This window comes from Gabonia massiliensis, from assembly GCF_001403595.1.
GTDB classification, from domain to species: domain Bacteria; phylum Bacteroidota; class Bacteroidia; order Bacteroidales; family Coprobacteraceae; genus Coprobacter; species Coprobacter secundus.
Genome location: NZ_LN877938.1, coordinates 321,246 through 345,216 on the forward strand (window position 1 = coordinate 321,246; position 23,971 = coordinate 345,216).

The following is a 23,971-nucleotide window of genomic DNA, read 5'->3' on the forward strand; positions in this document are numbered from 1 at the left end:
TACTTTTGCCCACGATAAAATATATTATAAATATATTAAAAAATTGACTGACAATGAAAAAGATTTTACTGCTTGTTTTTTCGATGGTATGCGGGGTATCCGCTTATGCCGGAGACGTTAATTTTCAGTGGGCAAAACCTTTAATTGCTCCAATGGGTACTAATGCCCACTCTCTTGCCAAAAGTGCGGATGGAAAGATATTCGCATTTTCGAATTTCGGTTCTTCAGGAGAATCCAATACTATCTCTTATGAAGGAGAGATATTGGGAACCGGAGCTCCTTATAATGGAAGCAGCTCATCAGGAAATTTAAATATCGTATTCCAGAAATTAGAAAAAAATGGAGATCTTATCTGGTCGATAAACAGCTGCTGGGGCGGTGCTTCGCTTTCTGATTGTGCTTATACTCCTACTGCTGACGGAGGTGCGTTTCTTGCACTGAAATTCTACCATACCAATTATGATGCCGCTGGAAACGGCAAGCTGGTATCGTTAGTCGATGCTAAGGGTGAAACGACGGATGTCATCTGGGAATATCCGGGTCACTGGGTATACCAGGGAATACTGGCCAAAATCAGTACTGATGGAGCTGTTGAATGGACTCAACTGATTCATGTCGATTATTCCGGAGAACCGAATGCAACTTATTACAAAGAATATACTCCACAAGGTTTCTACTTCTATGGTGCAACGGAGGATAATGAGGGGAATTTATATATCGCCGGGAACTACCGAAAAGAAATGACTTTTACTAAAGAGGGCGGAGACAAGGTCATATTGACTCCTCACAATACCGAAGGATGGAATGGTGATCCTCAAGGGACTGTAGGGGACTTGTTTTTAGTGAAACTGGATAAAGAAGGCAATTATCTGGGACATGTGACCACTACAGGGTCTGCTGCCAGAGAGAGTATCAATGATATAGCATATGCAGATGGAAAGATATATTTTTTAGGTATGGTAAAAGGCAGTACTACGGAAACTTCTGAAATAAAATTGGGTGATACTACAATACAACCGACTACTTTTGACGATATTATTGCAGGTGCTGTAAATACCGATATGTCTGTCGCATGGGTAAAACATTTTCCAGCTTTTGCAGCCAGTAACGGCAAGCATACTACCCAGAATAAGAAAATGGATATCCAGAACGGAAGTTTATATTTGATGGGACATGTCGTAGGTGGATTCGGAGCCGATAAATCAGAGGCTCTGATTTCGGGTTCGAGTACTTTACAATCGGGATTCCTAATCAAATGCAGCGCAACTGACGGGACATGGCAAGGCGGTGCCATCGGTGATAAAACAATCGGAGGATATTATGGCGCATATGAGGATGAGAATGGGAAAGTCTACACATACGGCTATGCTTTAGGTAATGTTTATCTTTTAACGTACGATAGTAAAACATGGACAATAGATAATGAATACAACTTGGTTAAAGGTGGTTCTGCTTCTGCATGGGGATGCTTATTCGATGGAAAGCAATTGCTGGCATTTACTCGTAGTAGCGCAACATCTTCTACCAGTTTTGTTGATGAATCATTTACTTTGGATGGTAGAAAAGACGCCGGCTCCTGGGTCGCTACCATTTCTTCTTATGAAATTCCTGGAATGGAATTACCCACAGGGCTGACTACTGCCACTGTATCTCAAGACCAAAATATAAAAGTCTATGGAGGGAAAAATCAAATATTTGTAGAAGCTCAAGAGAATTCGGAGGTACAAATATTAAATATCTACGGACAAATAGTAAAGAGTATGACTGTTACAGCAGGTAAACAAGTAGTTTCAGTGCCGAAGGGAATTTATATCGTCAATAACAATAAAGTACTCGTATATTAAAAAGAAAATTTTTTGAAATAAAATTTGAAAATAAAAGGTCTTACGGCTCTAAACTCTTTTTTCAGAAAATCCTCCTGTTCTTGTTATTTGAAAATAAAGCAGGAGGATTGTTGTATAATATGATAAGAAGATATGGGCTTCACTCTATTTTTGGAAAATTTAAATATACTTGTAGCCTCCCCCTTTGCAATTAATTAATTATCTTCGTTGCCGAAAGGAAGTAAAGAAAATGATAGACCAAGCAACCGTTGATAGGATTATTGATGCTGCTAATATTCTGGATGTAGTCTCTGATTTCGTTACCCTGCGAAAGAGGGGGGTAAATTATATAGGACTGTGTCCATTTCATGATGAAAAGACGCCATCGTTCAGCGTATCCCCATCGAAAGGTATATGTAAATGTTTCAGTTGCGGCAAGGGAGGAAGTGCTGTTCATTTTATTATGGAGCATGAACAGCTTTCGTATTATGAGGCATTGAAATATCTGGCGAAAAAGTATAATATCGAGATTAAAGAACGGGAGCTTACCGATGAAGAAAAGCAGATGCAAAGTGACCGGGAAAGTATGCTCATCGTCAATAGCTTTGCACAAGAATACTTTACCAATATTCTATTTGAACATGCTGAGGGTCGTTCGGTAGGACTTGCTTATTTTCACGAGAGAGGGTTTAGGGATGATATTATCAAAAAATTTTCGCTCGGTTATTCTCTCGAACAGCGAGACGCCCTCTTTAAAGAGGCAGAAAAGAGAGGTTATAAAAAAGATTATTTATTGAAAACCGGACTATGTCTTGAGGGACAAAACGGCTATGTCAGCGACCGTTTTCGCGGACGTGTGATTTTTCCTGTCTTCAGCTTGTCGGGTAAAGTACTTGCTTTTGGCGGTCGTATCTTGAAAAAGGACGATAAAATGGCCAAGTATGTAAACTCTCCTGAATCGGAGGTTTACCATAAAAGCAATGAATTGTACGGTATATATCATGCGAAACAATCTATTGTGAAAAACGATTGTTGTTTTCTGGTGGAGGGATATACTGATGTATTGTCGATGCACCAGTCCGGCATCGAAAATGTCGTAGCTTCATCCGGAACTTCACTTACTCCAGGCCAAATACGGCTGATACATCGGTTTACCAATAATATTATCGTATTATATGACGGTGATGCTGCGGGAATAAAGGCTTCTTTGCGAGGTATAGACCTGATTTTGAAAGAGGGGATGAATATCAAGGTCGTGTTGTTGCCCGACGGTGATGACCCGGACTCGTTTTCCAGAAAACAGAGTGCTGCATCCTTTACAGAGTATATCAAAAGTCATGAAGTGGACTTTATTCGTTTCAAAACTAATCTTCTATTGGAGAGTGCCGGAGAGGACCCGATAAAACGGGCTGCCTTGATTACAGATATTGTACAGAGTATCTCAATTATTCCCGATGCCATTGTCCGTTCGGTATATACCAAAGAGTGTAGCCGTTTGCTTGATGTGAACGAGGAGATTCTCTTGCGGGAAGTCAATAAGAAGAAATTCGACCAAATAACCAAGGAGAATACTCCGTCTAAAGACAATATTGCAGCGGAGGCTGAAGTTACCAAAAAGTCGGACGATAATACAGAACAGGATATTTCTTCTGAAAACGCCCCCGACCTTCCAAGAAGAAGAGCAGCATCTCCACTGGATACTTTTGAGCGGTCTCTGGTAAGATATATGATACGTTACGGACATCGGATAATTTTCAGTTGTCCGGATGAGGAAACGGGCCAAACTTTCGACTGGGCTGTATTGCCTTATATCATGGCTGACCTTCAACAGGACGAGATAGAGTTTCAACACCCGTTATATTCGCAAATGGCCCGTGAAGCTGTCGATAAGTATGAGAGTGAAGGAGAACATCTGGAACGGTATTTCCTGTCACATCCTGACCCGGAAATAAGTAAAACTGCGGTGGATATGGTAAGTGAAAAATATCAGCTCAGTAAAATACATACAAAATTTCAAAAGGTAGAGACCGAGGAAGAGCGACTTGCCGAGCTTGTTCCCAGAGCTTTGTTTGAACTGAAAAATGCCATCGTATGTATGAATATCAAAAAACTGAGAGATGAAATAAAGAAAGCTGGAAAAGAGAAAGATACTGCTCGTATTACCGAACTAATGAGTGAAATAACAGCTTTGAACGGAGTGAAAGCTGCTTTAGCCAAACAATTGGGTGAACGTATCATCAGCCCTCTGTAAAAAAATAATATCATTTATGTACTATCTGGAGGCTCTCAACATTATAAAGCAATATGAAAATCACCGTGCTTTGGATGGTGTAACTGTACAGGTTCCGGAAAATTGTATTTACGGGCTACTGGGGCCTAATGGTGCAGGCAAGACAACTCTTATACGTATTATCAACCAGATAACAGCTCCGGATAGCGGAATCGTCAATATTAGGGAACGGTGCCTGTGCGAGGAAGATATATCACGCATCGGTTACTTGCCGGAAGAGCGTGGTCTGTATAAAAAAATGAAAGTGGGTGAACAGATTGTTTACTTAGCCCGGCTGAAAGGTATGAGCAAAAACGATGCTCAACATGAGATGCATTATTGGCTCGAAAAATTCGGTATCGGAAACTGGGAAAAAAAGAGAGTCGAAGAGCTATCTAAAGGTATGCAGCAAAAAATACAATTTATTACTACAGTCATACATAAACCGGAATTATTGATTTTTGACGAACCTTTCAGCGGCTTTGACCCTGTGAATGCCAACTTATTGAAACAGGAAATATTAGAATTGAAGGAAAAAGGTGCTACTGTTATATTTTCTACTCATAATATGAATTCGGTGGAGGAACTTTGTGATGAAATCACGTTAATAAACCGTTCTAAGGCTGTATTATCGGGCCATGTACATGATATCAGAGAGAGACATAAGAAAAACCTTTTCCGTATACGTACTGCTGCTCCTCTCCCCGAATCTTTGAGTCATGAATATAAAATCATCGATAAACGACAAAAAGGTGATTATGTTGAGAGTATTGTCATGAAAAACGGAAATCTTGCTCCTTCGGAGCTTATCTTGCATTTGGCACGGTTGTGCCAGCTATCGGCTTTTGAAGAGATACTACCGACTATGAATGAGATATTTATCGATACCGTAAATGCAAATCTATATGAATAAGATATCACTCATCATACAACAAGAATATCTGTCAAGGGTAAAGAAAAAATCGTTTATCCTTATGACTTTGCTTACTCCTCTCCTATTTATTGCTGTCATGCTGGTACCGACATGGCTGGCTAAAGCCGGGGACAATGAACACCGGAATATCGTAATTGCAGACCAAACCGGATTGTACGAAAGTGTATTTACCGACACCGGCAATTACTCTTTCCACTATACTACTCAGCATATAACTCCCCGATATGATACAGACGGAGACAGTGAAGAAACGTATGCTTACATTGTCATATCTGACAATTTATTAAATAACCCGAAGGGGATTGTCATTTATTCTGAGAAACAAGTTAATGTTGATTTTAAAAGCACTGTAGAACAGCTTATAAATACTTATTTGACAGAGGAAAAAATAGCGTCATATAATATTCCTGACATAAAAAAGCTCATTGCCGATTCGAAAACAAATATAAATATAGCTACTATACGCCTCGAAGAAGACGGGACAGAGGCTGAAACTTCTACAGAACTTGCTACAATTATCGGTATTATTTCGACTATAGCCATTTATATGTTCCTATTATTGTACGGTGTACAAGTAATGCAGGCGGTAATGCAGGAAAAGACCAGCCGCATTGTTGAAGTCATGGTATCGTCCGTAAAACCTTTTGACTTGATGTTTGGCAAGATAACGGCTATCGGTCTGGTAGGACTTACGCAATTTATCATCTGGGCTATATTCATCACCGGTATCATTTTTCCTATGGGAATATTGTTTGGTGCCGGTAAAATGAGTACAGAAGCTACAAATGCCCTAAGCTCAATGCAGGGTTTACCGGCAACAACGCTTCCTTCCGAAGCATTCGACAATATCGAGTATCTGATAAATGGTATTCATTTTCCCGAATTGTTTATCTGCTTTATCTTGTTTTTTATTGGCGGTTATATGCTGTATTCCTCTCTATTTGCAGCTATCGGCTCGGCTGTCGATAGTGAGTCTGATACTCAACAATTTATGGTACCTGTAACAGTCATCATTATTGTTGCGCTATATCTCGGGATATACAGTGCACAGTCTCCTGACAGCGGTATTGCATTGTGGAGTTCATTATTTCCATTCACCTCCCCTATTGTAATGATGGTACGCATTCCGTTCGGAGTACCTGCCTGGCAAATAGTATTGTCGCTTGCCATTTTATTTGCCTCATTTATCGGTGCAATCTGGATTTCGAGCCGCATCTATCGTGTAGGCATTCTGATGTATGGAAAAAAAATCGGCTATAAGGAAATTGCCAAGTGGATAAAGTATAAAGAATAAAGGATGTATCTAAATCTCTCGGACGAAATGGCCATCTTATTTATTTCCTTCCGGAATCTCGTTTTCCGGGGAAATATAGGAACCGTTTAATTTTTTCAATAAGAAAATATCATCAGGTCTTTTTGTGTTTTTTCTTGGTCTTTTTTCTGTTTTCATTCGTCAGATAGTCTGTTGACCTCTTCATAAAAACAAAAAGACATCCTGAGAGACCTGAAAGAAGCTCTCAAACTTGACCTCGAGTAAAATTTAGACAGGGGGCTCTAAGAAATTATTATTTCTTCAATTCTGCTTCTTTTTCTGCAATCTGACGACGCAACACTTCTACAGTCTTGGAAGCAATGGCTTGTTCACGTGTAAAATCCTTTACCGCACGCATAGCCGAAGCTAATTCGTATGAAGTATTAATCATTTTACGGGAGCGGTCGTCGAGATAGAACGAATATGGTCTTTTGCCTTCATAACTGACTTTTATTTTACCAGAAGTATTATAAATGAAATTGGCCACCGACATCATTTGAGGGCCTTTATAAGTAACGACTTCTGTCGTATTGCCATCGTTGGTAAAACTAAAATTACGTGCTCCATCGTATGGTATGACAGCAGTCAAAGCATAAGTTCCGTCAGGAGCTTCTACGCGCATGGATTGGTGCTTCAAACCTGACGGGCCAAAATAAACGCTTGAAATCATCATTTGGCCCTGTTCGCTTACTTGTGCTCGTACATAGCTGCGTTTTATAACACCGGCATTCTTTTCGGTCTTGTATATATAATTTCCTTCTTCTTGATATTTGGCGTCCTTTTCTAAGTAAAATTCTTTCTTCAAACGTTCTACATCGTCCTTTCTTACTTGCAACATACTGTCTGCATAAGCCAGGTTACGTTCGTATTCTTTCAAATTTATCTTACGCATCAATTGCATACCTTGTTTTATCTCATCAAATGAGTTGGGATACAGAATTTCAATACTGTCAATTACTTCTTTTGCTCTATTATGTTCACCTTGTTCAAAAAGCAATTCTGCTTTTTTATATTGCTCTTCGGCCTTATTATTTTTGCCTGTACAAGAAACTATAATTGCAACAACAGATATTGCATATACCCATTTTTTCATCCTGTTTTCGTTTTTTATATTAACGTACATGCAAAGTTAAAAATTTTCTATTATCCTATATCATCCTACATGCCAAAAGGGCGATGAATTTTATAAAAAAGAAGATGACTTATTTAAGGCCGATAAACATTCTGAATTGTATTTTGTATATATTTGCGAACTGTTGGAATTGCCGAGATTATTTTTTCTTTACAGTTCTTAAATTGTCGTTTTTGAATCATATAAAAATAAAAGGTACATGAAAATTGTTGTTTTAGACGGATATTCTTTGAATCCGGGAGACCTTTCCTGGAAAGGGTTGGAAGAACTCGGCGAATGTATGGTATATGAACGCACTCCGAAAGAATTGATTATCGAACGTGCTAAATATGCTGATGCTATCTTGACAAATAAAGTAGGTATTAAAAGGGAGATAATGGAGTCTTTACCGCACTTGAAATATATCGGGGTTTTGGCAACTGGGTATAATATCATCGATATCGGTGCAGCTAAAGATATGGGTATAACCGTAACCAATATACCAGCATATAGTACAGACTCAGTTGTCCAGATGGTATTTGCCCACTTACTGAATATTTCGAACCGGATAGCCCACTATACGAATGAGGTAAAAAACGGAAAGTGGACCAATTGTCCTGATTTTACGTTCTGGGATACTCCCCTTTTCGAATTGAGCGGGAAAACGATGGGTATTGTCGGGCTGGGCCATATCGGAATGGCTGTAGCTAACGCTGCATTGGCTTTTGGTATGAAAGTCATCGCTTTTACGTCAAAGGAACAAAGCCAATTGCCTGAAAACATTGTATCGGTGTCAAAAGCTGAGTTGTTCAAACGGAGTGACGTGCTCTCATTACATAGTCCGTTGACTCCTGAAACTCGAAATTTTGTAAACAAAGAAGTGCTCGACATGATGAAACCGACTGCCATTCTTATCAATACCAGTCGGGGACCATTAGTCAATGAAACTGACCTTGCACAAGCATTGAACAGTAAAAAAATATTTGCTGCCGGAGTCGATGTTCTTTCCAACGAGCCTCCTAAAGCCGATAATCCGCTATTGACTGCCCGGAATTGTTTTATCACTCCACATATTGCATGGGCCACATTTGAAGCACGTAACCGATTAATGGGCATTGCTGTCGACAACCTCAGGAGCTTTATGAACGGAGGTACTAAAAACAGTGTAACTAATTTGTAGATAATTTTGTGGATAGAATTCTTTGTCCAGTCTCGTGGATAAAAAAATTTCTTTAGAGCCAGTTGTGCAAATTGTACGGCTGTCTCTTGATAATAAACAAAAACGCCCTGTTTGAGAAAGACGGGGCGTTTTTACCTAAAAACAATCTTTATTACCTCTTTATTATAATTTAACCGGAGGCTTATACATATCTTGCGATGTCAAGCCACATTCTTTTTTCATCTGAATAGAATATTCCAAACGTCCGACTTCCGGACTTACATTGTTGGAGCCAAAGCTGAATTTCACTCCAGCCTTCTTGGCCTTTGCAATAATAGCCTTGCTGGGAATATGGTACAATTCGTTTATTTCAAGTACCTTTCCGTTTTCTATTATCGCATCGATAACTTTTTCTACGCGTTCATCTGTCCAGAACATGTCATACCTGTCGCTCATCTGTTCGGGCAAGAAAAAAGGATTTACAAAAATATTAGCGGGTTCTTTCATTACCTGACATGTCTTATCGACAATCATATCCATATATTTCTGCTCATCGTCAATAATAACTTCATCATTTATCCAAAGGCGTACTCTCCTGCCCTTCATATCGGTGAAGGTCAGAGCATCTGTAAAAATGAAATCAAACTCATTTCTGGCTTTTTCTGAAAAAGTAGTTACCCATTCGCGTCCTTCGCCCTGCATAGCCAGTATAAACGGCTGTGTGCGCATAGAGTCGAGAAAAGCATATATGCCTTTATCATCAGTAACGGTAAATCCTATACCACAGTTAGGAGCTATGGCATAATTGATGCCTGTCCGCCTTGATTGCCTTGCCGCAGCTTCTTTAGTAAAGCCTCCTTTTAAATGGACATGGTAGTCCAGAACCGGAAAGTCTTCTTGGTGGAGTCTCAAAATATCGTCGTCTTGCTCATTTTTAGCAACAGCTATTTGTGCCGGGATATTAATGTCTTTACGGTTCAATGTCTTTATCGAAATTTCTTTGAACTCGATATTCCCTTTACTTTCACTTACCAGAGAAAGTGTACCTTCTGACAATACGGCATTTTCGTTAGGAGATATGCGCCACGGCCGGGCAGGTTCAATGTATTCTACAACTACCGTTCCATTTACTTTTACAGAAACGGCTTGACCTTCGACCCGAATATTCAAATCGAACCATTGTCCATCTTTTACCAAGCTTTTGGTCAGATTACGTACCGACAACAGACTACCTGTCATCTTCCACCATACCGGGTCTTTTATATCATTATTAACGGCAATTCGATAGCCTTTGCCCGTGTCATCGGTATGAATGCCGATGAACCCTTTACCTCCCTGAACAGTGCGCATTTTTAGATTTAAATCAAAATCTTTGTATTTGCTGTTTTTCAGCACGGCATAGGAGTCGAGGCCAGAAATTACCAATATACTGTCTTCTACAGAGACATTGCCTGAAGTATACCAATTATCGACGTCGGTACCGTCAAACAATATCCTGCTGGACGTATTCGTACATGCGCTCAGCCCTATAAGTCCGAACAATAGCCATATTGCAATTGATTTGTTCATTACAGGAAATTTAAAAATATTTTTTTATAGTTTGATAAATGAGCCTTACAGAATTGGAACCGGCTCTAAGAGCTAATCTAAACTTCCCAATAGAAAAATATTATCCGGTCATTTTAGTGTTTTCTTTCGGTCTTTTTTCCCATTTTCACTCGTCAGATAACCTGTTATCCTCCTCATAAAAATAGAAAAACATCCTCGAAAGATACTTTCAAAGCTGACCTGAGCTAAATTTAGACAGTATCTAAGCTTTATCAGACTTTTTTCTTTATTTGGTCATTTCTATAACATATCCCCTTAATCATATTTTGAAAAAGGGAATATGTATATAAAGGTATCTTTAAAAATTGTAAGGAACGAACTCGGCCTGGTTCAGATAGTCGAAGCTTTGTCTGACACTTGGCAATACCTCACCGCTGTAGCTTTCGATCTCGGCGACGATATCCATCACGCCGGCCTTCTTCACATTACGGAAAATGGCATCGAAGCCCACCATTCCGCTCTGTCCGATTTCCCGGTTGTCCTTTATGTGCAGCATCTTGAACCGTCCGGGAAACTTGAAGAAATAATCCACCGGGCTGTTCTGTCCCCGTACCACCCAGTACACGTCCATCTGGAAGAAGACGTTCTCGGGGTCGGTATGGCTGAGCATATAGTCATACATGGTCTCGCCCTCCACCTTCTGGAACTCGTGTGCGTGGTTGTGGTAACCGTACAGGAGCCCGTTTTCCCGGCAACGCTTCCCGATTTCGTTATAATACCGGCAGTAGGTCTCTAAATCCTTCAGGCTCCCGGGCACGTCCATCCACGGAGTGACGATGTAGCTCATCCCCGCGGCCTTGTGGTCGGCGATACACCGGTCCCACCACTTGAGCGCTTCCTGGAAGTTGCCCGAGGCCAGCTCTTCAGCGCTGAGTCCCCGTCCGGTATGGGAAGAGAGGGCCGTCATTCCGGCCTTCTCCACGGCTTCCTTGAATTCCTCCGGGGTACGGCCGTAGAACTTGCCGTCGTTATAGCCGGCTGCTTCCACTCCGGTATAGCCCATCTCTGCCAGTTGGAAGAGGAGGCTGTCCAGATTACTGAAGTCCGGGAGAATCTTGTCCCTGACCGAGTACAACTGAATGTTGATGTCCTTCTTTGCGGCCGGAGCCTCTCCGGCTTCTGAAACAGGCTTTCCCGTACACCCCACGACCGTCATGGCAGTCATAAATAACAAAGTTTTGAATTTCATGTCGTAGATTTTTTTGAAGAGCCTGTTTACAGGGCAAACAGGCTCCCCGGTTAAAAAAAAAGTCAGTCTTGGAAATATGTTCAATCTAACACCTTCACGCGGATGTTCCGGTACCATACGTCATCCCCATGGTCCTGCAATCCGATGAACCCTTCGTGGTTGTCTCCCCCGCAGTTGTTGAGCAGGCTGAAAGCCAGCGGCCATTTCTCTTCGCTGAATTTGCTCTTCTGGAGCATTTCCGTCCATTGCGGAGTCCACAGGTGATATTCGAGCACGTTCTCCCCGTTTTGCCCGTGTACGACCGTACCCTTATATACCATGATTTTTGCCTTGTTCCATTCGCCGAAAGGCTTGGCATTCTGCGGCACGGCCGGTATCATGTCATACAGCGAAGCCGACTGTCGGTTGTTGTCCTTGCCCAGCTTGGCATCAGGATGGTTGGCATTGTCCAATACCTGGTACTCCGGTGCGGAAATGTAGATAGGCTCCACGATTTCCTTGCCGTCCTTGTCGGTGCTGGTCACCTCCTGGGCCAGGTAAAGAATGCCCGAGTTCCCCCCCTTGGAAATCTTCCATTCAAGTTCCAGCTCGAAATTCTTGAACTTGTGGGCGAAGATAAGGTCGCCGCCGTCGGCATCCTGGGCTTCACCCCCTCCGGTGCCGTTGAACTTGATGCAACCGTCCTCAATGGTCCATTTTCCCGGGACACGGTCCTTGCCGTAACCCCTCCATCCATTAAAAGTCTTCCCGTCGAAAATGGTGATATACCCATCCGCATCCACCGGAAGATTCAACGTGTCGCTTTCGGGGGCTTTCAAGGAAGAGGAATAAGAAACTGCCACTTCATTACCTGCTTGTTCAGCAGTCTGTCCTTCTGCAGCCTTTTTCTGGTTGCCACCGCTGCAGGCGATTAACGTACCGGCCATCATGCTGCCAGCAAAATAAAATACTTTTTTCATACGATTTTCAAGTTATAAATTTCTATTTCTGTTTTTTTTATACTCAATCCCCCGGCTGTTATCTGGGCATGTCGGGCAATTTCCACCCCTGGCGGTAATTGTGCTTGATCAGCTCCTGGGCATAAGCCTGTGCGTTGACCGGGTCAGTCCAGATTTTGTTGAATTTTGGGTCACCGTCCACAATTTTGAAATCGTCCTTGACAAGGTTGCGGATGGTCTCGTTGTCGGCTATATTGGTAAACCTCATGTTCTCCCCGTCCCACTGGAGCTCCTTGTTGAGAGTCTGCAGCCGCACGGCCAGTACCCCCATGACCACCATTTCGTTGAGCGGTCCGGCTTCGGAGAAATCCGATTTGGTCTTTACCCGGCTCGAAGGGCTTTCCTTGCAAGCCCGTATCCAGTCTTGTTCGTGGCCTCCTCCCATGGCGTTGGGCACGCGCCGGCAGACTTTGGGGGCGTTGGGCACCCGGCCCGAAAGCAGGTAAGGCTGCTGCCCGTAACAACCGCAAATAAGGGTATCCTTGGTCCCGTGGAAAATCGTCAATCCCCCTCCAGGTCCCATCAGCTGCTTGTTGTCAGGGAAACCGGCCGGCCGGTCCGGCATCATGCCTCCGTCATACCAGTGCACCTCGACTTCGGGCATGGCCACCTTGGGCATGTTGTCCCGGGCGGGGAAGACCATTTTCACGTGTTGGGCCGTAGGGGCGCAGTCTTGCAGCAGAAGGGTTGACGAGCCTTGTACCTTGGTGGGATACTTCAAGTTCAAGGCCTTGAACGGCTGGTGCAGGATGTGGCAGGCCATGTCCCCCAAAGCTCCGGTCCCGAAACGCCACCAACCCCTCCAGTTCCAAGGATGGTAGATGGAATTGTACGGAATCACCTCCGTAGGGCCACAGAACAGGTCCCAGTCAAGAGTCTTGGGAATGCGGTCTACCTTCTCAGGCGCGTTGAGACCCTGGGGCCAGATGGGCCGGTCCGTAGCGCATTCCACTTTGGTGACCTCTCCGATCTCACCGTTCCATATCCATTCGCACACCAGGTCGGTGCCCTCGTCCGAAGCCCCCTGGTTGCCCATCTGCGTAGCCACGTTGTACTTTTCGGCCAGCTTGGTCAGCAGGCGGGACTCATATACCGAGTGGGTCAAAGGCTTCTGGCAATACACGTGCTTGCCCATGGTCAGCGCTTCGGCCGAGATGATGGCATGGGTGTGGTCGGCCGTAGCCACCAGGACCGCATCGATGCTCTTGCCCATTTCATCATACATCTTGCGGTAATCATAATACCTCTTGGCGTTGGGAAGACGCTCGAAAACAGGCTTGGCATAACGCCAGTCCACGTCGCACAAGGCCACGATATTATCCGTCTTTTCCATGTTTTTCAGATTGGCATTACCCATGCCTCCGATACCTACAGCCGCGATGTTCAGCTTGTCACTGGGAGGGACATGCCCGAAACTCTTGCCCAGAATGCTGCTCGGGGCGATGGTCAGGCCGGCCAGAGCGGCGGCACCCGTCTTGAGAAAATCTCTTCTTGAAATGTCAGACATAATAATTAAATTTTTAGTTAACCATTTATTTTTATATAGTTTGCTTAAAAACGTTTGATCAATCCGTAACCGTTTTTCATGTTCCGGCGCCGCTCCCGGATACGCTCCAGCGTCTGGACTTTGCCGATGGAAGGCAGCTCGTGCTCCTTGGCATCCAGGAAGAATTTCCAGGCATACTCCGAGGCAATGGCCGAATCGCGCAACCGGGGCAGCAGGGGATGGCGCACGCCACTGCGCAGGGATTCCGCGAAGAGACGGCACAGACGGTCTATGTTCTTTCCCCCGAAAGGCTTCTCGATGCGTTGGGTCTGGTTGACCCCGTGGAGGTCCACCACGGCCGTCTTGAAGTCGTGGCTCATGCGGACAATGCCTTTGGTACCGATGATGTCGACATAGGAATTATGAGTCTGGTCTTTGGAAAGCTGCCCGTAAACGAAGCCTTGGGTGATGTCGAAAACCACGCCGTTGTCAAAAGTGCCGTGGCACTGTATCCACCAGGGGTCCTTGTAGTTCCACATGTTGATCCCCTGCGAGTGCCAGCTCTTGTATTCACACCCGGCATACCACCGCGCGATGTCAACGTAGTGCATCCCGCAGTCATGGAAAGCCGGCCCCTCATGTTCGTGCCCCTCGCCCGGCACAAGCCCCGGAGTCATGTGGCAGATGCGGAGGATGGCCAGCTCCCCGATTTCTCCCTGCTCGATGTAGTGCTTCATGCACTGGTGGTACCATGAATTCCGCAAATAGAGATTGACCGTGCTGAGCAGCGGTGACGATTCGCTCAGCCGCACGGCCTCCCATTCCCGCTCGACGGTATCGGCTATGGGCTTTTCCGATATGATATGCTTGCCATAATGTACGGCTTTGCTGATTTGCTCCAGCCTCGAATCGGCCAGTGTGAACAGGCCTACGACCTCTATTTCAGGGTCCTCGAAGATGACCTGCTCGTCTTCGATGATCTTGCTTCCGGGAGACAGCTCCCCGGCCAATGCCCGAATGCCCGGGTTGACATCGCATATGTAGCGTATGTCCCATTCCCCGCTCTTCTGCATCTCTTCCAAATAGAATCTCCCCATCCGGCCTAGGCCGATCAACCCTGTCTTTATTCTGGTGCTCATATTTTATATATTAGTATTAAAGATTATTTTGGTTAATCTGAAATTTCAACTTATAACACACACGCTATATTATATATAAGGAGGGAAAAGTATCGATGTAGCCTTGTTTTTCATGACAAATTCGTTTCGGTTTCCTTCCGTTATTACAAAGCTACTTTTTATAATTTTCAATTTTAAAGACAAACATCATTTTGTAGAATAGTAGAATAAATAAAAGTTTATAAATTAATTATTTAGCAAAAAAAATGTGATAAAAAATGTAGACTATTTGGAGTTAAATTTTAAGAAATGCCTGGATGATTAACTTTTTATTAATCAAAAAATAATCATAATTTTCATTTGAATAAAGCTTTTTTGTTTTATATCCCGTACTCATACGCCTGCTTTTATGAAAAATACTCATATTGCCTTCACTTATGTAAAAGAAAGCCGTTTGGATTGAAATATTGAGTTTATAACTTTTTCAGTGGCAGCTTTGGGTTTAGAGTAAATTGTGCCGGGCGTGGCACATCCATTCTTACCCAAAAGTGACAGTCTCCGTCACCGTAGTCTGCTATGCTCCTTATCGTCATAGAAAAATGCCTACGAAAACCGCTCTTCAAGAATCAGTCTAATTTTTCCAATAAGAAAATATATTATCTGGACATTTTCTTTCGGTCTTTTCTTCCGTTTTCACTCGTCAGTATGACCTGCTATTATTCTTATAAGAACAAAAAATCCCCGAAAGAAACTCTCAAATCTGGCCTGAGTAAAATTTAGATAGGTTCTAAACACATAGCCTACTCTTCTTTGCGTCCGGCTATTCCGATTTTCATTACCATATCTTCGAATTCGTCTCTGTTGATTGCAGCTTTGTTTCTCATCTTTGTACGATAATTGTATATCGTACTCATAGAACAGCGCAAGAAACCTGCAATCTTAACATTATCGGTAATTCCCAAACGCAATAAGGCATAAATACGAAGTTCCTTATTGAGAAGGTCTCCTGATTTCAATACAATTTGCTCGTTTTCTGCCAGAAGTGAATTAAAATCGGTAACAAATGTAGGATACAAACTTAAGAAAATACTATCAAAATGGGTATATAATTCTTCCAACTCATTATCTACAACGGTTGTAGATTTGAGTATCTTTATCAGTTCTTCATATTGTCGGTTTATCCCCAATTTGTAGAGTGTTTTACGATAATCTTCCATTTTATCAATATAGGTAGAACAAAGATTGAAGAACTGGCCTATATACTGCTCTTTTACATCGTTTGATTCTCTCAACTGGGCATTCTTGCTGTGCAACAAATCATTTGTATCATTCAATTCTCTATTTAATTCGGTAAGTTTCTCATTGACATTCGATAGTTCCTTTTTTATCCGGGACAATTTTTTCATCTGTTTGTAAATATATACAACCAGCAATATAAGGAACAAAGAGAGCACACTTATCAAAATCAGATATGTTTTCAGCGCAGCGTTGGTTTTTGCTTCTTTAGCTTGATAAGAAGCATTTATAATAGAATAAAACCGAACCATCTGGGCTGTACGAAACTGTACTTGTGAAAACATCGCATCTTCTATGGCAGACTGGGTATATTTAAAAGCTTTTGCAATATCTCCATTATCATTGTAAATGAGGGCAAGCCGTAAAAATGAAGAGTTTTCTTTAATAGAATTTTTTACATCGGCAATGGCAGACATAATATAGTATTTTTTTCCCAGTTCGGGCTCTCCTTTCCATCCGAATATATATCCTAAATAATGTGTAACTATGGCATAATTCGGAGTATCGATATCCTCGGTGTCTAATAAATCGAACAATAGTTCTTCCGCTTTGTCATTTTGTTTCTGGCTGATATACTTGCTTACCATATTTATCTTATAGTCAAATGATGACGGATCGAGAACCAGTAATAGAGAATCCTTATATAAACGTGTTTGTTGTGAATATTTAGGTTGGTTACTGATAGCCTCATAGTGCTCAAAAAAACGGCAATAAGCATTATAATATTCACATAATATATCTTTGGATAGTTTGGAGGGATGTATTTTTTTCAATATTTCTTCTGATTCACGAAAACGCCCGGCATAAGAATAAGATGTTGCAAGATTTATCTCCGAGAGATATCTTAAATTCGTTTTATTCAATGTATTTGCTATCTGGACATTTCTTTCGGCATAATGTATGGCGGAATCAAGTTTGAATTTTTTATATTCGTTATACAACTTCAAATTGATTTCATATTCATATTCAAGGGACGCATTTTTCTTTTCCAGCAACTTTTTGAGGTTTGTAATATCCTGTTCTTTTTGTTTTGTGAACAGCTCCTTATTATCGATGATATGGTCTAAATAATCAGACATCGATTGCAGGTCGTCAGTTGCATATAGGGATATGCCTACTGTACTGAATATAAAGATAAAAATATATTGCAATAACGATATTCTAAAATCTGTTTTCATTCCTGGTATTATTACTTCGGTGATAATATCTTCTGGTGCAAATTTTGTCTTTTCTTCTCTAAAAATAGAATCTGTATACAAAAATAGCTGTAATATTGTAAATAACCATAAAAGAAAAAGGAATATAACAATATTACAGCTATTTTAAAATATAAGTATAAAAAGTATAAATGATATTTTTTTAATATCTTCTTTTTCGAAATTTAAAAATGACTCTATTCTTTTATTATTTTCTTTACAATAATTTTATTCTCAGTTTGAATTTTTACAAAATAAATTTCGGGATTCAATTCGCTGACGTTTATTTGAGGTAATTTCTTTTCCTTAATTTGTTCTGTTTTCAATAAGCTACCATTACTATTTATCAATTGGATTGACCCTTTATCTATTCCTTTAATGTTAAGAATATCTGTTACCGGAATAGGATAACAGGAAATATCCTTATATTGGTTATTTCCTATTTCTGTTGTTGTTTGTACTGTTAAAAATTTAGCTACTCTTAAAGCTGATAAATAATTATGATTACCATCTTGTGTAGCCCTGATGGTTATCGTTCCAGGGCCAAAACAGTTTAACATAGTTTTTCCATTATATTTATAAATGGAGGCTGTATTGTTTTCTGTAATTAAATAGGTAATGTCTAACCCTGAAGTGGAATAGGCGGTCAGTTCTACTTGCGAACCTATTTCAAGATTGGATAAGTCCTGTTCCCAAATAATTTCTTGTGAAGTTTGCTTTATAGTCAAAGAACCATTTGTATAATTATTGAATGTATAATTGGTTGCCTCTCCTCCAGACAATAATATGGAATATGTGCCTACATCAGTCGATTTTGTAGCGTTGCAGGTTATAATTGGAGGTACAGAAATATTTTTATCAGTCTCATTATTTACAAATCCTGAATAGATTATTTTAAATTCAGGATTGGGTTCATTGTATTTTCTGGTATAATTACCAACACTTACACTCAAAGGTCTTTTTTCTACTGTTAATATTCCCTGGTATTCCGTAATTTCATAATTAACAGCTTCTCCTCCTGTTACATATATAAGATATTTTCCAACATTACTTGTCTTTATTGCATCTGTTTTAATTGAAGGTTTAGAAATAAAGACATCTTCTGTTTCGTTGTTTTTGAATCCTATACAGGTAAAAGTTAATTGGGGATTTTCATCTCCATATAATCGAGATATATTATTTGCTCTAATTCTTAATGGAGCAGGTGTTATGGTATAATCAAATATTCTTCGAGTTTCCATACTCCAACTATCTTTAGACAAAAGAATAACCAATTTGACCGAATGTTTTCCCACATTTATTGGCAAAATATTTTCTTTTAAAGAAACATTGAGATTTGGAATCAGACTTTCAATCTGAATCTGAGGAGTCACACCGGTATATTCATATATATTGCTGTTAATCTTTATGATATCTTGTATTGACGATGAATATTCGCTCCATACCTTTTTATAAGCATCCGGATACAATGTATGTATTTTAGCGTTATTTGGCTTCCAATCAGAACAAATTTTCGGAGGAACTATAGATAAGAAGCAAATTGATACTAAATTATCGCAATAGCTAAAAGCGTTGTCACCAATAGATGTTATACCATTTCCAATTATTATTGATGTTAAGTTGCGACAACTATTAAAAGCATAATTTCCAATAGTCTCAACATTATCAGGTACAACTATAGAATTTATCTTGGAACAATTATTAAAAGCATTATCACCTATAGAAGTAACATTTTTGCCTATAGTTACGGATATTAAGTTATTACAATTATAAAAAGCTAAACGTCCAATACTAATAACATTATCAGGTATAATTATTGATTTCAGACTACTATAACAATTACTAAAAGCTTCGTCACCAATGGTTATTACACTATTTGGTATAGATACAGCACTTAAATGAGTACAGTTATTAAAGGCTTTCGGTTCTATCGATGTTACTGTATAAACTTTACCGTTATATTCTACCGTCTCAGGAATAGTAACCTCTCCAGAATAAGAACCCAATATACCATCATAGTATCTATAAGTAACTCCAACGGTCAAATCGGCAGACGAAGTAATGTTATAATAAATTTTTTCATTTTCAAAGTCATAAGCTTTAATACTAAAACTAAATGATATACAAAAAAATGCTAATATTAGCTTGCTATATTGAATATCCACAATATTCATTATCATTCTTATAATTTGTAAAAACTTTAGATTAATTCTCAATGTTCGGGTACAAAAACTTGTTCTTTTAAAACAGACAATTGTCTTTCTAGAATTCTGATTCTTCATAATTTTAAATTTTATACTCCAAGTTCCCTTGAACAAGTGGTTTTACATGTGGATATAAAAAAGCGTAGGGAACTTCAGTTTATCTACTTAGAGGTATCGCCAAACACCCGAACGAAAATAAACAGTTACCCCACGCCCAACCATTATATATTCACTCTCGTGTATATATGGCAAAGCATGAGCGTTTTGTACTGCTTATCCTTCCGTTCTTGAAATTGGCGATTTCCTAAGTAAGGATAAAACTAAACGCTTTTACTATATGTTATTGAGAATAAGTCTCTACTTTTCTCAATGTTGTAAAGATAGTGATTATTTGTGTCTTTACAAACCATTTTCCAAAATCCTAATATTCAGGAGAAATAGAAATTTCTAAACTTTTATTCTTTCTCCCTTCATTTTTTCTGAAGTTATAATAGAGGGGATTAAGGATATTAGGTGCTTTAAAATTGTAGCATACGAGGAAATAGTAAGATTTATGGAGTATTGGAGTTATACTTCTTATATATCTTTAAAGTCAAGAAAAGCGAAGAGTGGCATATAAAAACAATGAGCAGCTAATCTATGGGTTAGCTGCTCATTGTTCGGTGATCGGGCTGGGATTCGAACCCAGGACCCACAGCTTAGAAGGCTGTTGCTCTATCCAGCTGAGCTACCCGACCGGCCTTACTTTTTGTTCAAAAGCGATGCAAAGGTAGTTATTTATGTGAAACTTCCAAAATATTTTTTCTAAAAACTCCGGTCGATAGCTAATTTAATGAAGAGAGTTTTTTTCAAGTTTTACTTTTTCCCCTGATTAGCAACAGCATTCATTTTCTTTTTTATTTCATCGGCATCTCCTAAAAAATAATCTTTAACCAAGTTGTAATTGTCATCAAATTCGAAAACGTAGGGAACAGCCGTCGGTAAATTTAATTTGACAATTTCATCGTCGGAGATATTCTTCAAATGTTTTATTATTCCCCGAAGGCTATTGCCATGAGCGACAACAAGTAAATCATCGGCGGTCTTAAGATTCGGAAATATAACTTTTTCCCAATAAGGCATAATCCGTTCTATGGTTTGTTTTAATGATTCTGTACGAGGAAGTTCTCTATCCGGAACTTCTTTATAGCGAATATCGAAACGAGGATTTCTCGGATCGTCTTCTGCCAATGGAGCCGGAGCGATGTCATAACTGCGACGCCATATCAAAACCTGCTCTTCTCCGTATTTTTCGGCAGTTTCACTTTTATTCAAGCCCTGTAAAGAACCGTAGTGTTTCTCATTCAACCGCCAGCTTTTCTCTACCGGAATCCAAGATTGGTCAAGTTTGTCAAGTACATAATTCAATGTCTTTACTGCCCGTTTCAAATAGGATGTATATGCTTTGTTAAAAACAAAATTTTCTTTTTTAAGAGCTTCCCCAGCCTTTAAAGCTTCTTCTATTCCTTTTTCAGATAAATCGACGTCTGTCCAACCTGTAAATCTGTTTTCTTTGTTCCATGTACTTTCTCCATGACGGAGCAAAACAATTCTTTTCATAATGATAGTTTTTATATATCAAGAACAAATTTATTATATACAAAGTTCGGTAACCTTCAATGGAGAAACAATACCTATTACATGGTATATTGCGACAATTTATAGTATAATTTGTCTAAATATAAAAAAAGACGTATCTTTAGTGAAATATAATTTCGATATGCAAACTGATAGAATAACACCTGAATGGATAACGGATTTGAATCCGGATGAAATCTTTGTATTCGGAAGCAACAGCCAAGGACATCATAATGGTGGGGCTGCTCGAACAGCACTAAAATGGGGGGCGATATATGGTCAAGGTGAAGGATTACAAGGGCAAACTTATGCAATACCTACCATGTTTGCTTCTGTGCAGAACATAGTTCCTTATGCAGACCGTTTTATCGAATTTGCCCGGTTGCATCCTGAAATGAAATTTTTATTGACAGAAATCGGATGCGGGATAGCGGGTTTTTCTCCTAAAGATATAGCGCCTTTATTTAAAAAATCCAGAAGCATCGAAAACATATATTTGCCCCAACGCTTCTGGAGTATTTTAGATAAGAAATAATCTTCATTTTGCAATTATCCAATATCAATAAAATATGTGTTATTGTTTTATGATTACAGAAGGTATAGGATTCAGATTATTACCTAAAGAATAGAGTGAATAAGGTTCCATCTGCAAATGTATTTCCCCCTCTATTATCGAAACATCGGCTTTTCTTACACCATAATTTCTCTTATCGGTAGCTATACGCTCGATATTCAACGCCACATTTTTATTGGCAGCCTTAATACCACCCATTTTTATAGCCGGATACCAATATTGTTTAAACGTTTTTGTTTCACCGGGAGCTATCCAACTATAATCGGGCTGGTTATCTGAAAATGCGCCAACCATCAGTTCCAGATAATCTCCATCGATTTCCGTCAACATTTTGTTCCACATTTCGGTTTCTTTGTTATTTCCCCACAAGAAGAATTTTTTCCTCCCCCACAACGTGATGATTGGCTACGTGTACGGTTCTGGCATCTTTTCCATAGTCATATCCGCCCAAAAAGTCATCGTCAAAATTCCATGCAAAAATGGATGCTGAATTGGGATGATTTTTCCACCAATTCAAATCGACTCCGGTACGATCCAATCCTCCGTAATGGCTTTTGCCTACGGGCCAGTCGACAAATTTGTTCTTGGCATGTTGGACTCCGAACTGGGTTTTCGGAGGGAATATCACTTGATAATCTTTATTACAATGTACCGATACATTTGCCCAATAAAGGAATGATTGGATATAAGGTGTCTGATTGAATATATTGGCAGTGGCCTCTATATATGACTTATCGGGAAATAATGTAAGACCGACTTCCCATTTCAGACGATGACGCAATTCCGTCTCTCCTATCCAAAGTGTTTTACTTCCGTCGGCATTGTCCACCATACGATAATCGACCGGTAATTGAGAGGAAGCCCGATGATGGTGCGGGATGTTCCATTCCACTCCTCCCGACATTCAGGCACCAATCATCCCAATGAGGGCGGGTTTTACCACATGCTGGCGATAAAAGAAATCATAATTCGTAGCCTTGTCAAAGGCCCATAAAATACGTCCTCCTAACTCGGGCATCGCACATAATTGTGTATATTGGTTCTCCAAAATCACAGAACGATATGTCTGGTCATGCCGATGGTCGGTCATGACATCATACATCGGATAAGGGTATACATGCCTTTGTGCAACCTGCAAAAAAACGGATTAGGATCGGTCGGGGCAACATCATAAGTAGGTAATACCAACGGTCTCTCTTTCAATATTACTTGTTTTTGCGAAAAAAACCGCCCCTCCGCTTATGATACACTCTAAAAATAAAAATAATGTAAATCGTAATCGTTTCATGGTAATTGTTTTTTGTATATCAAAAGTAACAGATTACCTACGTAGATGTACACTATTATCTCTTTAATGTATAATATAATATCTTTTTTACAGGTCAAACTGCTTCCGTATCGAATGAAACAAGGTATTTACATTTTTCAATGTGCTATCTATAATTTTTTCAGAAGCGTCTTTTACAAATGCCGGCCTATACTTTTTTTCGACCAACGGCAATTCTCCTGAAATCATGGCATCACTCATATCTTTATTTTTGTTTTTTTCAAATTCACTCGGCTCGATATAGTTAATATCATGGAGTTTGACGATACATAAATTATTTTGATATTCAAAGCTGAGTGTATATTTCATGTATAGTGAAAATGTCAGCCATGTAGATCTCACGATATATAGATAATCGTTTACTTCACATGAAAAAGTTCCTGTTTCATAGTCATTTTTGACATCTTCGATATGACGGTCTTGTGTCTCAGCTGTATTCACCCAATAATAAATCATATTCCTGATTTTTTCTTTATCTGAAGAAGTTAAAATCGTATCGGCAAAAACGACTTTTCCACTTTCATCTACCGGAATCTTGTCAAACTTCATCTCATCACCACCTTGAGCAAAAGCAAACAAAGGAACAAGCACAATAAAAAGCATCCACTTTCTCATATAAAACATAATTTAAAATCGAATTTCGCTCCTAATATATCAATAAAATTTGAATATCGATTATTATGTCATCGGGTTTCTGCTATCAGTAACCAGTCGTTTCCGTAATAATATGACGAAAAGTATTAAATACAG

17 protein-coding genes, 1 tRNA gene and 1 pseudogene are annotated in these 23,971 nt (G+C 40.0%); 6 read left to right on the top strand and 13 right to left on the bottom strand.

What is annotated here, in order from left to right; genetic code table 11:
• The first annotated feature begins 53 nt into the window (after positions 1–53).
• The 4 genes from BN2628_RS03530 to BN2628_RS03545 all read left to right on the top strand — a co-directional run bounded on the left by BN2628_RS03530 (position 54) and on the right by BN2628_RS03545 (position 6,320).
• Positions 54–1,844 carry a DUF6383 domain-containing protein gene (locus BN2628_RS03530; RefSeq protein WP_055096061.1) on the top strand — a complete coding sequence of 597 codons (1,791 nt, stop codon included), beginning with the start codon at positions 54–56 and terminating at the stop codon, positions 1,842–1,844.
• Between the two features lie 229 nt (positions 1,845–2,073).
• Positions 2,074–4,074, top strand: a complete 2,001-nt coding sequence (gene dnaG / locus BN2628_RS03535) for a DNA primase (RefSeq protein ID WP_055096063.1) — start codon at positions 2,074–2,076, stop codon at positions 4,072–4,074.
• A gap of 16 nt (positions 4,075–4,090) precedes the next feature.
• Complete coding sequence (locus BN2628_RS03540) at positions 4,091–5,005, top strand: ABC transporter ATP-binding protein (RefSeq protein WP_044228632.1); 915 nt, start codon at positions 4,091–4,093, stop codon at positions 5,003–5,005.
• Positions 4,998–6,320: an ABC transporter permease gene (locus BN2628_RS03545; protein WP_044228931.1), complete on the top strand. Its 1,323-nt coding sequence runs from the start codon at positions 4,998–5,000 to the stop codon at positions 6,318–6,320. The genes BN2628_RS03540 and BN2628_RS03545 overlap by 8 nt, the downstream gene beginning before the upstream one ends.
• 271 nt (positions 6,321–6,591) lie before the next feature.
• On the opposite strand, the gene BN2628_RS03550 is transcribed toward BN2628_RS03545, so the two are convergent.
• Positions 6,592–7,431 carry a hypothetical protein gene (locus tag BN2628_RS03550; RefSeq protein ID WP_044228629.1) on the bottom strand — a complete coding sequence of 280 codons (840 nt, stop codon included), beginning with the start codon at positions 7,429–7,431 and terminating at the stop codon, positions 6,592–6,594.
• A 238-nt stretch (positions 7,432–7,669) separates the two neighbouring features.
• Between BN2628_RS03550 and BN2628_RS03555 the strand changes: the two genes are divergently transcribed.
• On the top strand, positions 7,670–8,629 hold the full coding sequence (locus tag BN2628_RS03555) for a D-2-hydroxyacid dehydrogenase (RefSeq protein WP_044228626.1): 960 nt from the start codon (positions 7,670–7,672) through the stop codon (positions 8,627–8,629).
• A gap of 162 nt (positions 8,630–8,791) precedes the next feature.
• On the opposite strand, the gene BN2628_RS03560 is transcribed toward BN2628_RS03555, so the two are convergent.
• The 9 genes from BN2628_RS03560 to gpmA form a co-directional block, all read right to left on the bottom strand.
• Positions 8,792–10,177: a DUF1080 domain-containing protein gene (locus tag BN2628_RS03560; RefSeq protein WP_044228623.1), complete on the bottom strand. Its 1,386-nt coding sequence runs from the start codon at positions 10,175–10,177 to the stop codon at positions 8,792–8,794.
• A 337-nt stretch (positions 10,178–10,514) separates the two neighbouring features.
• Positions 10,515–11,372 carry a sugar phosphate isomerase/epimerase family protein gene (locus tag BN2628_RS03565; protein ID WP_257606393.1) on the bottom strand — a complete coding sequence of 286 codons (858 nt, stop codon included), beginning with the start codon at positions 11,370–11,372 and terminating at the stop codon, positions 10,515–10,517.
• A 113-nt stretch (positions 11,373–11,485) separates the two neighbouring features.
• Complete coding sequence (locus BN2628_RS03570) at positions 11,486–12,364, bottom strand: 3-keto-disaccharide hydrolase (protein WP_055095510.1); 879 nt, start codon at positions 12,362–12,364, stop codon at positions 11,486–11,488.
• 58 nt (positions 12,365–12,422) lie between these two features.
• The gene (locus BN2628_RS03575; RefSeq protein WP_021931084.1) at positions 12,423–13,910 is read right to left on the bottom strand and encodes a Gfo/Idh/MocA family oxidoreductase; all 1,488 of its coding nucleotides are present in this window, start codon (positions 13,908–13,910) and stop codon (positions 12,423–12,425) included.
• A 44-nt stretch (positions 13,911–13,954) separates the two neighbouring features.
• Positions 13,955–15,028 carry a Gfo/Idh/MocA family protein gene (locus tag BN2628_RS03580; protein ID WP_021931083.1) on the bottom strand — a complete coding sequence of 358 codons (1,074 nt, stop codon included), beginning with the start codon at positions 15,026–15,028 and terminating at the stop codon, positions 13,955–13,957.
• A gap of 779 nt (positions 15,029–15,807) precedes the next feature.
• Positions 15,808–17,481, bottom strand: coding sequence for a DUF6377 domain-containing protein (locus BN2628_RS03585; RefSeq protein ID WP_055096301.1), 1,674 nt, complete (start codon positions 17,479–17,481; stop codon positions 15,808–15,810).
• A 215-nt stretch (positions 17,482–17,696) separates the two neighbouring features.
• The gene (locus BN2628_RS03590; protein WP_154668387.1) at positions 17,697–19,781 is read right to left on the bottom strand and encodes a leucine-rich repeat protein; all 2,085 of its coding nucleotides are present in this window, start codon (positions 19,779–19,781) and stop codon (positions 17,697–17,699) included.
• A gap of 585 nt (positions 19,782–20,366) precedes the next feature.
• Positions 20,367–20,440 (bottom strand) — tRNA-Arg (locus BN2628_RS03595).
• A gap of 118 nt (positions 20,441–20,558) precedes the next feature.
• Positions 20,559–21,302 (bottom strand): 2,3-diphosphoglycerate-dependent phosphoglycerate mutase, encoded by a 744-nt coding sequence (gpmA, locus tag BN2628_RS03600; RefSeq protein ID WP_044229810.1) that lies wholly within the window; start codon positions 21,300–21,302, stop codon positions 20,559–20,561.
• A 160-nt stretch (positions 21,303–21,462) separates the two neighbouring features.
• Here gpmA and BN2628_RS03605 point away from each other — a divergent pair, with 160 nt between their 5' ends.
• Positions 21,463–21,855 (top strand): A1S_2505 family phage non-structural protein, encoded by a 393-nt coding sequence (locus BN2628_RS03605; RefSeq protein WP_021929864.1) that lies wholly within the window; start codon positions 21,463–21,465, stop codon positions 21,853–21,855.
• 39 nt (positions 21,856–21,894) lie between these two features.
• Here BN2628_RS03605 and BN2628_RS03610 read toward each other — a convergent pair whose 3' ends face one another.
• From BN2628_RS03610 to BN2628_RS03625, 3 genes and pseudogenes are all read right to left on the bottom strand, one after another.
• Positions 21,895–22,236: a DUF5107 domain-containing protein gene (locus tag BN2628_RS03610; protein WP_044229813.1), complete on the bottom strand. Its 342-nt coding sequence runs from the start codon at positions 22,234–22,236 to the stop codon at positions 21,895–21,897.
• Between the two features lie 13 nt (positions 22,237–22,249).
• Positions 22,250–23,032: pseudogene (locus BN2628_RS03615) on the bottom strand (DUF5107 domain-containing protein).
• A gap of 237 nt (positions 23,033–23,269) precedes the next feature.
• Positions 23,270–23,836, bottom strand: coding sequence for a DUF4468 domain-containing protein (locus tag BN2628_RS03625; protein ID WP_154668388.1), 567 nt, complete (start codon positions 23,834–23,836; stop codon positions 23,270–23,272).
• Between the last annotated feature and the right edge of the window lie 135 nt (positions 23,837–23,971).

Excerpts from the sequence above, each read along its gene's own strand:
- BN2628_RS03605 (WP_021929864.1), top strand. The coding sequence starts at position 21,463 with ATGCAAACTGATAGAATAACACCTGAATGGATAACGGATTTGAATCCG.
- dnaG (WP_055096063.1), top strand. The coding sequence starts at position 2,074 with ATGATAGACCAAGCAACCGTTGATAGGATTATTGATGCTGCTAATATT.
- BN2628_RS03530 (WP_055096061.1), top strand. The coding sequence starts at position 54 with ATGAAAAAGATTTTACTGCTTGTTTTTTCGATGGTATGCGGGGTATCC.
- BN2628_RS03585 (WP_055096301.1), bottom strand. The coding sequence starts at position 17,481 with ATGAAAACAGATTTTAGAATATCGTTATTGCAATATATTTTTATCTTT.
- gpmA (WP_044229810.1), bottom strand. The coding sequence starts at position 21,302 with ATGAAAAGAATTGTTTTGCTCCGTCATGGAGAAAGTACATGGAACAAA.
- BN2628_RS03550 (WP_044228629.1), bottom strand. The coding sequence starts at position 7,431 with ATGAAAAAATGGGTATATGCAATATCTGTTGTTGCAATTATAGTTTCT.
- BN2628_RS03570 (WP_055095510.1), bottom strand. The coding sequence starts at position 12,364 with ATGAAAAAAGTATTTTATTTTGCTGGCAGCATGATGGCCGGTACGTTA.
- BN2628_RS03545 (WP_044228931.1), top strand. The coding sequence starts at position 4,998 with ATGAATAAGATATCACTCATCATACAACAAGAATATCTGTCAAGGGTA.
- BN2628_RS03590 (WP_154668387.1), bottom strand. The coding sequence starts at position 19,781 with ATGAAGAATCAGAATTCTAGAAAGACAATTGTCTGTTTTAAAAGAACA.
- BN2628_RS03610 (WP_044229813.1), bottom strand. The coding sequence starts at position 22,236 with ATGTGGAACAAAATGTTGACGGAAATCGATGGAGATTATCTGGAACTG.
- BN2628_RS03580 (WP_021931083.1), bottom strand. The coding sequence starts at position 15,028 with ATGAGCACCAGAATAAAGACAGGGTTGATCGGCCTAGGCCGGATGGGG.
- BN2628_RS03625 (WP_154668388.1), bottom strand. The coding sequence starts at position 23,836 with ATGAGAAAGTGGATGCTTTTTATTGTGCTTGTTCCTTTGTTTGCTTTT.
- BN2628_RS03560 (WP_044228623.1), bottom strand. The coding sequence starts at position 10,177 with ATGAACAAATCAATTGCAATATGGCTATTGTTCGGACTTATAGGGCTG.
- BN2628_RS03555 (WP_044228626.1), top strand. The coding sequence starts at position 7,670 with ATGAAAATTGTTGTTTTAGACGGATATTCTTTGAATCCGGGAGACCTT.
- BN2628_RS03575 (WP_021931084.1), bottom strand. The coding sequence starts at position 13,910 with ATGTCTGACATTTCAAGAAGAGATTTTCTCAAGACGGGTGCCGCCGCT.
- BN2628_RS03540 (WP_044228632.1), top strand. The coding sequence starts at position 4,091 with ATGTACTATCTGGAGGCTCTCAACATTATAAAGCAATATGAAAATCAC.
- BN2628_RS03565 (WP_257606393.1), bottom strand. The coding sequence starts at position 11,372 with ATGACGGTCGTGGGGTGTACGGGAAAGCCTGTTTCAGAAGCCGGAGAG.